This window comes from Mycobacterium sp. 1423905.2, assembly GCF_001673155.1.
Classification (GTDB): Bacteria; Actinomycetota; Actinomycetes; order Mycobacteriales; family Mycobacteriaceae; genus Mycobacterium.
The window spans coordinates 19,674-28,788 of record NZ_LZLE01000102.1 but is presented as its reverse complement, the minus strand read 5'-3'; the positions used below and the strand labels follow the sequence as shown (position 1 = coordinate 28,788).

General features: G+C 65.2%; 7 protein-coding genes. All 7 read left to right on the top strand.

The window, feature by feature from the left end; all coding sequences use genetic code 11:
• Positions 1-36 precede the first annotated feature (36 nt).
• The 7 genes from fadD5 (at position 37) to A9W95_RS05520 (ending at position 9,106) form a co-directional block, all read left to right on the top strand.
• Positions 37-1,671 (top strand): fatty-acid--CoA ligase FadD5, encoded by a 1,635-nt coding sequence (gene fadD5, locus A9W95_RS05550; RefSeq protein ID WP_067409597.1) that lies wholly within the window; start codon positions 37-39, stop codon positions 1,669-1,671.
• Between the two features lie 229 nt (positions 1,672-1,900).
• Entirely contained in the window at positions 1,901-2,704 is an 804-nt protein-coding gene (locus A9W95_RS05545; protein ID WP_067409596.1) for an ABC transporter permease, read from the top strand.
• Between the two features lies 1 nt (position 2,705).
• Positions 2,706-3,575, top strand: coding sequence for an ABC transporter permease (locus A9W95_RS05540; RefSeq protein WP_067409595.1), 870 nt, complete (start codon positions 2,706-2,708; stop codon positions 3,573-3,575).
• A gap of 5 nt (positions 3,576-3,580) precedes the next feature.
• Positions 3,581-4,900, top strand: a complete 1,320-nt coding sequence (locus A9W95_RS05535) for an MCE family protein (protein ID WP_067409594.1) — start codon at positions 3,581-3,583, stop codon at positions 4,898-4,900.
• A complete protein-coding gene (locus A9W95_RS05530; protein ID WP_067409593.1) occupies positions 4,897-5,937 on the top strand; it encodes a virulence factor Mce family protein in 1,041 nt (346 codons plus the stop codon). The genes A9W95_RS05535 and A9W95_RS05530 overlap by 4 nt, the downstream gene beginning before the upstream one ends.
• A complete protein-coding gene (locus A9W95_RS05525) occupies positions 5,934-7,496 on the top strand; it encodes a virulence factor Mce family protein (protein WP_067409592.1) in 1,563 nt (520 codons plus the stop codon). The genes A9W95_RS05530 and A9W95_RS05525 overlap by 4 nt, the downstream gene beginning before the upstream one ends.
• On the top strand, positions 7,493-9,106 hold the full coding sequence (locus A9W95_RS05520) for a virulence factor Mce family protein (protein ID WP_067409591.1): 1,614 nt from the start codon (positions 7,493-7,495) through the stop codon (positions 9,104-9,106). The genes A9W95_RS05525 and A9W95_RS05520 overlap by 4 nt, the downstream gene beginning before the upstream one ends.
• The last annotated feature ends 9 nt before the right edge of the window (positions 9,107-9,115 follow it).

The window sequence follows — 9,115 nt, the reverse complement described above, 5'->3', positions numbered from 1 at the left end:
TGGCGCAAGCGGTGCGTATGTGAAAGGAAGGCATAGTTGACCGCGCAACTGGCCAGTCAGCCGACTCACTCGGCGGCACACCGTCTCGGGCAGCCATACCTCGCCCGGCGGCAGAACTGGGTGAACCAGCTGGAGCGGCACGCAATGATGCAGCCGCGCACACCGGCCATCCGGTTTCTGGGCACTACGGAAACCTGGGCCGACCTGCGACGCCGGGTGGGGGCGCTGGCCGGTGCCTTGAGCCGCCGAGGGGTCGGCTTCGGGGACCGGGTCATGATCCTGATGCTCAACCGGCCGGAGTTCGTCGAGGCGGTGCTGGCGGCCAACATGCTGGGCGCCATCGCGGTGCCGCTGAACTTCCGGTTGACTCCCACCGAGATCGCGTTCCTGGTCGAAGACAGTGCCGCGCGGGTCATCCTCACCGAAACCGTGTTGGCCCCGGTGGCTGTCGGAGTGCGCGGCATCCAACCGATGCTGGACACCGTCGTGGTGGCCGGCGGCTCGACCGATGACAGCGCACTCGCCTATGAAGACCTGATCGAGGAACCCGGTGACGAACCGGAACCGGTCGACATCCCCAACGATGCGCCGGCGCTGATCATGTACACCTCGGGCACCACCGGCCGCCCCAAAGGCGCGGTGCTGACCCACACCAACATCACCGGCCAGACGATGACTGGTCTCTACACCAACGGCGCCAACATCAACAGCGACGTCGGCTTCATCGGAGTGCCGCTGTTCCACATCGCTGGAATCGGCAACATGTTCACCGGAATGTTGTTGGGTTTACCCACAGTCATCTATCCGCTGGGCGCGTTCGACCCAGCCCAGCTGCTCGACGTACTCGAGGCCGAGAAGGTCACCGGCATCTTTCTGGTTCCCGCTCAATGGCAGGCGGTGTGCGCCGAGCAGCAGGCCCGGCCCCGCGACCTGAAGTTGCGGGTGATCTCGTGGGGGGCGGCGCCTGCTCCGGACACTCTGCTGCGCCAGATGGCGGAGGTCTTCCCCGGCACCCAGATCCTGGCCGCCTTCGGCCAGACCGAGATGTCGCCGGTCACCTGCATGCTGCTGGGCGAGGACGCGATCCGCAAGCTCGGCTCGGTCGGCAAGGTGATCCCGACCGTCGCCGCCCGGGTGGTCGACGACAACATGAACGACGTGCCCGTCGGAGCGGTCGGCGAGATCGTCTACCGTGCCCCGACGTTGATGAGCGGCTATTGGAACAATCCGGAGGCCACCGCCGAGGCGTTCGCGGGCGGATGGTTTCATTCCGGGGACCTCGTCCGCATGGACGAGGAAGGCTACGTCTGGGTGGTGGACCGCAAGAAGGACATGATCATCTCCGGTGGAGAGAACATCTACTGCGCCGAGGTGGAGAACGTGCTGGCCGGTCATCCCCGCATCGTCGAGGTCGCGGTGATAGGCCGAACGGACGAGAAGTGGGGGGAGGTGCCGATTGCCGTGGCCGCTGTAACGGAGGGGCACCTGCGGATCGAAGAGTTGGATGAGTACCTGACCGAGCGGCTTGCTCGCTACAAGCATCCCAAGGCGCTCGAGGTCGTGGACGCGCTGCCGCGCAACCCCGCCGGGAAGGTGCTCAAAACTGAGCTGCGGGTACGATACAGCGCCCCTCAAGTGGGCGAAAAGCACTCTGCCGCAAAGGATTCATAGCGAGGAAGGGACGCTCTCCAGATCTGTTAAGTTTGCCAGCTGTTGACGAAGGGTTAATTGTGCGACTCCGGTTCCCACCTGAACGGCCATCGGGTACATTCCTGTGGTCTGCGTTACTACCTGCGGGTAATGAGCCGGGGGTCACACACGTGGGGACGGGGCAAGGAGGACTGGTGCAACACCAACCGCCGCGATGCCTCGGTTGGGGAATTGGTGTGAGGGGGCAGCGGTGACGACGTCCACGCGACCGACTTTGATCGGTTACGCGCGCGATCAACTGCAGACGCCACTCACCCTTATCGGCGGGTTCTTCCGGATGTGCGTGCTGACCGGACGAGCTGTGTTCCGCCGCCCGTTCCAATACCGCGAATTCATCGGTCAGTGCTGGTTCATCATGAGGGTCGCGATCCTGCCGACCATCATGGTCTCGATCCCGCTGACCGTGCTGTTGATCTTCACCCTCAACGTGCTGCTGGCGCAGTTCGGTGCCGCTGACCTGTCCGGTGCCGGCGCGGCGATCGGTGCCGTGACGCAGCTGGGTCCGCTGACCACCGTGCTGGTGGTGGCCGGCGCCGGGTCGACAGCGATCTGCGCCGACCTGGGCGCGCGCACCATTCGCGAGGAGATCGACGCGATGGAGGTGCTCGGCATCGACCCGATCCACCGGCTGGTGGTGCCGCGGGTGATCGCCGCAACGCTCGTCGCCACCTTGCTCAACGCCTTGGTCATCACCGTCGGCTTGGTCGGTGGCTACTTGTTCGGCGTGTACCTGCAGAACGTCTCCGGCGGTGCCTACCTGGCGACGCTGACCACCATCACCGGCTTGCCCGAGGTGATCATCGCGACGGTCAAAGCGGCGATCTTCGGGCTGATCGCCGGGCTGGTCGGGTGCTACCGCGGACTGACCGTCCGTGGCGGCTCCAAGGGCCTGGGCACCGCGGTCAACGAGACGGTGGTGTTGTGCGTGGTCGCGCTTTACGCGGTCAACGTCATCCTGACCACCATCGGCGTCCGGTTCGGAACGGGGCGCTGACATGTCGACAGCCACCGTCCTCAAGTCCCGCTTCCCCCGGGCCACCGCGAACGTCAGTCGCTATGCCGGCGCCGTCACCCGAGGCGTCGACGAAGCCGGTCACCTCGCGTGGTTCACCGTCACCGCCATCGGGCAGATCCCGCACGCCATTAGTCACTACCGCAAAGAGACGCTGCGGCTGATCGCGCAGATCGGCATGGGCACCGGCGCGATGGCCGTCGTGGGCGGCACCGCCGCCATCGTCGGCTTCGTGACCCTGTCCGGCAGCTCACTGGTGGCCATTCAGGGCTTCGCCTCGCTGGGCAACATCGGTGTCGAGGCGTTCACCGGGTTCTTCTCCGCACTGATCAACGTGCGCATCGCCGGACCGGTCGTCACCGGTATCGCGTTGGCGGCCACGGTGGGCGCCGGGGCCACCGCCGAACTGGGCTCTATGCGCATCGCCGAGGAGATCGACGCCCTGGAAGTGATGGGCATCAAGTCGGTCTCCTACCTGACCTCCACCCGCATCATCGCCGGGCTGGTGGTGATCATTCCGCTCTACGCACTGGCAATGATCATGTCGTTCCTGTCGCCGCAGATCGTCACGACCGCGCTGTACGGGCAATCGCACGGAACCTACGAGCACTACTTCCGGACGTTCCTGCGCCCGGAGGACGTCTTCTGGTCATTCCTGGAAGCGATCATGATCGCGGCGATCGTCATGATCACCCACTGCTACTACGGGTACAACGCCGGCGGCGGGCCGGTCGGCGTGGGCGAGGCCGTCGGTCGCTCGATGCGAATGTCGCTGGTCTCGGTGCAGATCGTCGTGCTGTGTGCCGCTTTGGCCCTATACGGGGTCAATCCCAACTTCGCATTGACGGTGTAGGCGCCATGACCGGACCGAAGCTCAAGCAAAACAAGATGCACAACCCGCCGTACAAGTTGGCGGGATTGGGCCTGATCATCCTGTTCTTCGTGATCATGGCCCTGGTCTACGGCCAATTTCGCGGCGACTTCACGGCCAAGACCAAACTGACGATGGTGTCGTCGCGGGCCGGTCTGGTCATGGACCCAGGCTCGAAGGTCACCTACAACGGCGTGGAGATCGGCCGGGTCGGCGACATCTCCGAGATCGTTCGCGACGGCAAGCCGGCGGCCAAGTTCACCCTCGAGGTCTACCCGAAGTACCTGCAGCTGATCCCGGCCAACGTCAACGCCGACATCAAGGCGACCACGGTCTTCGGCGGCAAGTACGTCTCGTTGACCACCCCCAAGGACGCGAACGGCAACATCACCGCCAAGGGCCGGCTGAACCCGAAATCCGAGATCGACGCCAGAACCGTCACGACGGAGATCAATACGCTGTTCCAGACCATCACCTCCATCGCGGAGAAGGTGGACCCGGTCAAGCTGAACCTGACCCTGAGCGCGGCGGCGCAATCGCTGTCCGGATTGGGTGACAAGTTGGGTCAGTCGATCATCAACGCCAACGCGATCCTCGACGACGTCAACCCGCAGATGCCGCAGGCGCGACGGGACATCCAGCAGCTGGCGGCGCTGGGCGACACGTATGCCAACGCCGCGCCCGACTTGTTGGAATTCCTGAACAGCGCCTCGGTCACCGCGAAGACCATCAACCAGCAGCAGAAGGACCTCGACGCCGCGCTGCTGTCGGCGGCCGGGTTCGGCAACACCGCCGCCGATGTCATCGGCCGCGGCGGACCGTACTTGGCCCGCGGCGCCGCCGACCTGGTGCCCAGCGCCCAGCTGCTGGACACCTACAGCCCGGCGATCTTCTGCACGCTGCGCAACTACCACGACATCGAGCCCAAGGCCGCGTCCTTCCTCGGCGGCAACGGCTACTCGCTGAACGCCGACACCAAGGTGCTCTCCGGTCTGGGTCTGCTGTTGAACCCGGTGTCGCTGGTCGCCGCCCTGGCGACGCAGGTCGGCTCCCTCGCCGGGCTGATCGGTGGGGCGCCCAACCCCTACGTCTACCCGGACAACCTGCCCCGGGTTAATGCTCGCGGTGGCCCCGGGGGCGCACCCGGATGCTGGCAGCACATCACCCACGACCTGTGGCCCGCGCCCGAGCTGGTGATGGACAGCGGCAACAGCATCGCCCCGTACAACCACCTCGACACCGGTTCGCCCTACGCGATCGAGTATGTGTGGGGCCGTCAGGTAGGGGATAACACGATCAACCCATGAAAATCACCGGCACCATCGTCAAACTCGGCATTATCTCTGTAGTGCTGCTGCTGTTCACCGTGATGATCATCGTGGTGTTCGGCCAGATGCGCTTCGACCGTACCAACAGCTACACCGCCGAATTCAACAACGTCAGCGGCTTGCGCCAGGGCCAGTTCGTCCGCGCCTCTGGGGTGGAGGTCGGCAAGGTCAGTGACATCAAGCTGGTCGCCGGTGGCAAGCGGGCGCAGGTGAAATTCAACGTCGACCGGGGTGTGCCGCTGTATCAATCGACCACCGCGCAGATCCGCTACCTCGACCTGATCGGCAACCGGTACCTGGAGCTCAAGCGGGGCGAAGGCGAAGGTGCCGACCGCGTACTGCCGCCCGGTGGATTCATTCCCGCGGCCCGCACGTCGCCGGCCCTGGACCTCGACGCGCTGATCGGTGGTTTCAAGCCGCTGTTCCGGGCGCTGGACCCGGACAAGGTCAACGCCATCACCTCGGTGATCATCACCGTGTTCCAGGGACAGGGCGGCACCATCAACAACATCCTGGACCAGACCGCCCAGTTGACGTCGCGACTGGCAGAACGTGACCAGGCGATCGGCGAGGTGATCAAGAACCTGAACATCGTGCTGGACACCACCGTCCGGCACCGCAAGGATTTCGATCAGACCATCAACAACCTCGAGGTGCTGATCACCGGGTTGAAGGACCACGCCGACCCGCTGGCTGCCGGAACGGCGAACATCAGCAATGCCACCGGCACGATCGCTGACCTGCTGTCGGAGAACCGCGCCCTGTTGCACAAGGCCATCAACAACCTCGACACCATTCAGCAGCCGCTGCTGGACCAGCGCGACCAACTCAACGACTACCTCCGCAAGGTGCCTACCGCGTTGAACATGATCGGCCGCGGCATCGGCTCTTACGGCGACTTCGTCAACTTCTACCAATGCGACATCCTGCTGAAGATCAATGGCTTGCAGGCCGGTGGGCCGGTGCGAACGGTCCGGCTCTTCAACCAGCCGACAGGTAGGTGCACGCCGCAATGAGAACGCTGGAACCGCCCAACAGACTTCGCATCGGCCTCATGGGCATCGTGGTCACGGTGCTGGTCATCGGCGTGGGCCAGAGCTTCACCAGTGTGCCGATGTTGATGGCCAAGCCGAGCTACTACGGTCAGTTCACCGACACCGGCGGACTCAACAAGGGCGACAAGGTGCGCATTGCCGGAGTGGACGTCGGCAAGGTCGAAGCGATGAAGATCGATGGCGACCACATCCAAGTCAAGTTCAACATCGGTACCTATTCCATCGGCACCGACAGTCGGTTGAACATCCGGACCGACACCATCCTGGGCAAGAAGGTGCTGGAAATCGACGCTCGCGGCAACCAGCCGCTGCGGCCGAACGGGATGCTGCCGATCGGCCAGAGCACCACGCCCTACCAGATCTACGACGCGTTCTTCGACGTGACCAAAGCCGCCTCCGGCTGGAACATCGACACCGTCAAGCAGTCGCTGCATGTGCTGTCGCAGACCATCGACCAGACCTATCCGCACTTGAGTTCGGCGTTGGACGGGGTGGCCCGGTTCTCCGACACGATCGGCAAGCGCGACGAAGAGGTCAAGCACCTGCTGGCCCAGGCCAACCAAGTGGCCAGCGTGCTCGGTGACCGCAGCGAGCAAGTGGACCGGCTCCTGGTCAACGCCAATACGCTGCTGGCCGCGCTCGACGAACGCGGCCGCGCCATCGACGCGTTGCTGAGCAACGTCTCGGCGTTCTCCCAGCAGGTGTCGGGGCTGATCAACGACAACCCCAACCTCAATCACGTCCTGGAGCAGTTGCATCAGCTCAGCGACATCCTGGTTGAGCGCAAGGACGATGTGGCCAAGGGCTTGGTCGAGGTGGGGACGTTCTTGCCGTCGTTGAACGAGGCCATCGGTTCCGGCCCGTTCTTCAAAGTGGTGCTGCACAACCTGCTGCCGGGGCAGATCGTCCAACCCTTCATCGACGCCGCGTTCAAGAAGCGCGGTCTGGACCCCGAAGACTTCTGGCGCAGCGCCGGGTTGCCGGCGTTCCGTTTCCCCGACCCCAACGGGACTCGGTTCCCCAACGGCGCACCGCCGCCCGCCCCGCCGGTACTCGAGGGAACCCCCGAGCACCCGCTGCCGGCCGTCCCGCCCGGCTCACCGTGCTCGTACACGCCGCCGATCGACGGGTTGCCTCGCCCCGACAACCCGTTGCCCTGCCAGGGTCTGAGCGTGGGTCCGTTCGGTGGGCCCGGCTTCCCGGCGCCGTTCGACGTGCTCAGCTCGCCGCCGAACCCGAACGGGCTGCCGCCCACACCGGGCATCCCGATCGCCGGCCGCCCCGGGGATCCGCCGCCGGACGTCCCGGGTACGCCGGTGCCGCTGCCGCCGAACGCACCGCCCGGTGCGCGCACCGAGCACTTGGGACCCGCGGGCCCGACGCCGCCGCCGTCGACCTTCGCACCTGCGTTGCCGCCGGGTCCGCCGGCGCCACCGGGGCCAGGGCCGAACCTGCCGGCTCCTTTCATCAATCCGGGCGGAACCGGCGGTAGTGGCGCGGACGGAGGTAGCCAGAATTGAGTACTGCCTTTGACATCCGCAACCTCAAGCTGCCGCCGCTGTCGCGGGCGACCATCATCATCGGGTCGCTGCTGGTGGTGCTGGCCTTGGTCGCGGCCTTCGTCGGCTGGAAGCTGTTCGAAAAGCTCACCACCAACTCGGTGACCGCCTACTTCCCGGAAGCCAACGCGCTCTACGCCGGGGACAAGGTCCAGATCATGGGCTTGCAGGTCGGCACGATCGACAAGATCGAGCCGGCCGGCGACAAGATGAAGGTGACCTTCCACTACGAGAACAGCTACAAGGTCCCCGCCAACGCGTCCGCCGTCATCCTCAACCCGACCCTGGTCGCCTCCCGCGCCATCCAGCTCGAGCCGCCGTACAAGGGCGGCCCGACGCTGGGCAACAACGCGGTAATCCCGATCGAGCGCACGCAGGTGCCCGTCGAGTGGGATGAGTTGCGCAACAGCATCACCAACATCATCTCCAAGCTGGGTCCCACGCCCGAGCAGCCGACCGGCCCGTTCGGTGAGGCGATCGAGTCCTTCGCCAACGGCTTGGAAGGCAAGGGCAAGCAGTTCAACACGACGCTGAACAACCTCTCGCAGGCGTTGACGGCGTTGAACGAGGGCCGGGGTGACTTCTTCGCGGTGGTGCGCAGTCTGGCGTTGTTCGTCAACGCGCTGCACCAGGACGATCGGCAGTTCGTCGCGCTGAACCAGAACCTGGCGTCGGTCACCACCCGGTTGGCGCACTCGGACACCGACCTGTCCAACGCCCTGCAGCAGTTCGATTCGCTGCTGTCCACCGTGCGCCCGTTCCTGGAGAAGAACCGTCAGGTGCTGACGACCGACGTCAACAACCTGGCCACCGTGACGAACACGCTGCTGCAACCCGATCCGCTCAACGGTCTGGAAACAGCGCTGCACGTGTTGCCGACCGCCGCAGCCAACATCAACCAGATCTATCACCCGTCGCACGGATCGGTGGTCGCGATTCCGTCGATCGTCAACTTCGCCAACCCGATGCAGTTCATCTGCAGCTCGGTGCAGGCCGCCAGCCGTCGCGGATACCAGGAGTCGGCCGAACTGTGTGCGCAATACCTGGCGCCGATCCTGGATGCGATCAAGTTCAACTACCTGCCGTTCGGTCTGAACTTGTTCAGCACCGCCGAGGTGTTGCCGAAGGAAGTCGCGTATTCCGAACCGCGGCTGCAGCCGCCCAACGGTTACAAGGACACGACCGTGCCGGGCATCTGGGTACCCGACACCCCGACCTCGCACCGCAACACCCAACAGGGCTGGATCACCGCACCGGGCATGCAAGGCGTGCAGGTGGGGCCGATCACCGCCGGCCTGATGACTCCGGAGTCGTTAGCTGAGTTGATGGGTGGGCCCAACATTCCGCCCGTCCAGTCCAACCTGCAGACCCCGCCGGGGCCGCCGAACGCCTACGACGAGAACCCGGTGCTGCCGCCGGTCGGCCTGAACGCTCCGGTGCCCATCCAGCCGCCGCCGCCAGGACCGAACGTGGCTCCGGGGCCGGTCGCTCCCACGCCCGCTCCCGTGCTGTCGCCGCCGGGGCCCGCTCCGGTGGGCGCCCCGCTACCCGCTGAGGTAGGAGGTCAGTGACTGTGATCG

Excerpts from the sequence above, each read along its gene's own strand:
- A9W95_RS05535 (WP_067409594.1), top strand. The coding sequence starts at position 3,581 with ATGACCGGACCGAAGCTCAAGCAAAACAAGATGCACAACCCGCCGTAC.
- A9W95_RS05540 (WP_067409595.1), top strand. The coding sequence starts at position 2,706 with ATGTCGACAGCCACCGTCCTCAAGTCCCGCTTCCCCCGGGCCACCGCG.
- A9W95_RS05530 (WP_067409593.1), top strand. The coding sequence starts at position 4,897 with ATGAAAATCACCGGCACCATCGTCAAACTCGGCATTATCTCTGTAGTG.
- A9W95_RS05525 (WP_067409592.1), top strand. The coding sequence starts at position 5,934 with ATGAGAACGCTGGAACCGCCCAACAGACTTCGCATCGGCCTCATGGGC.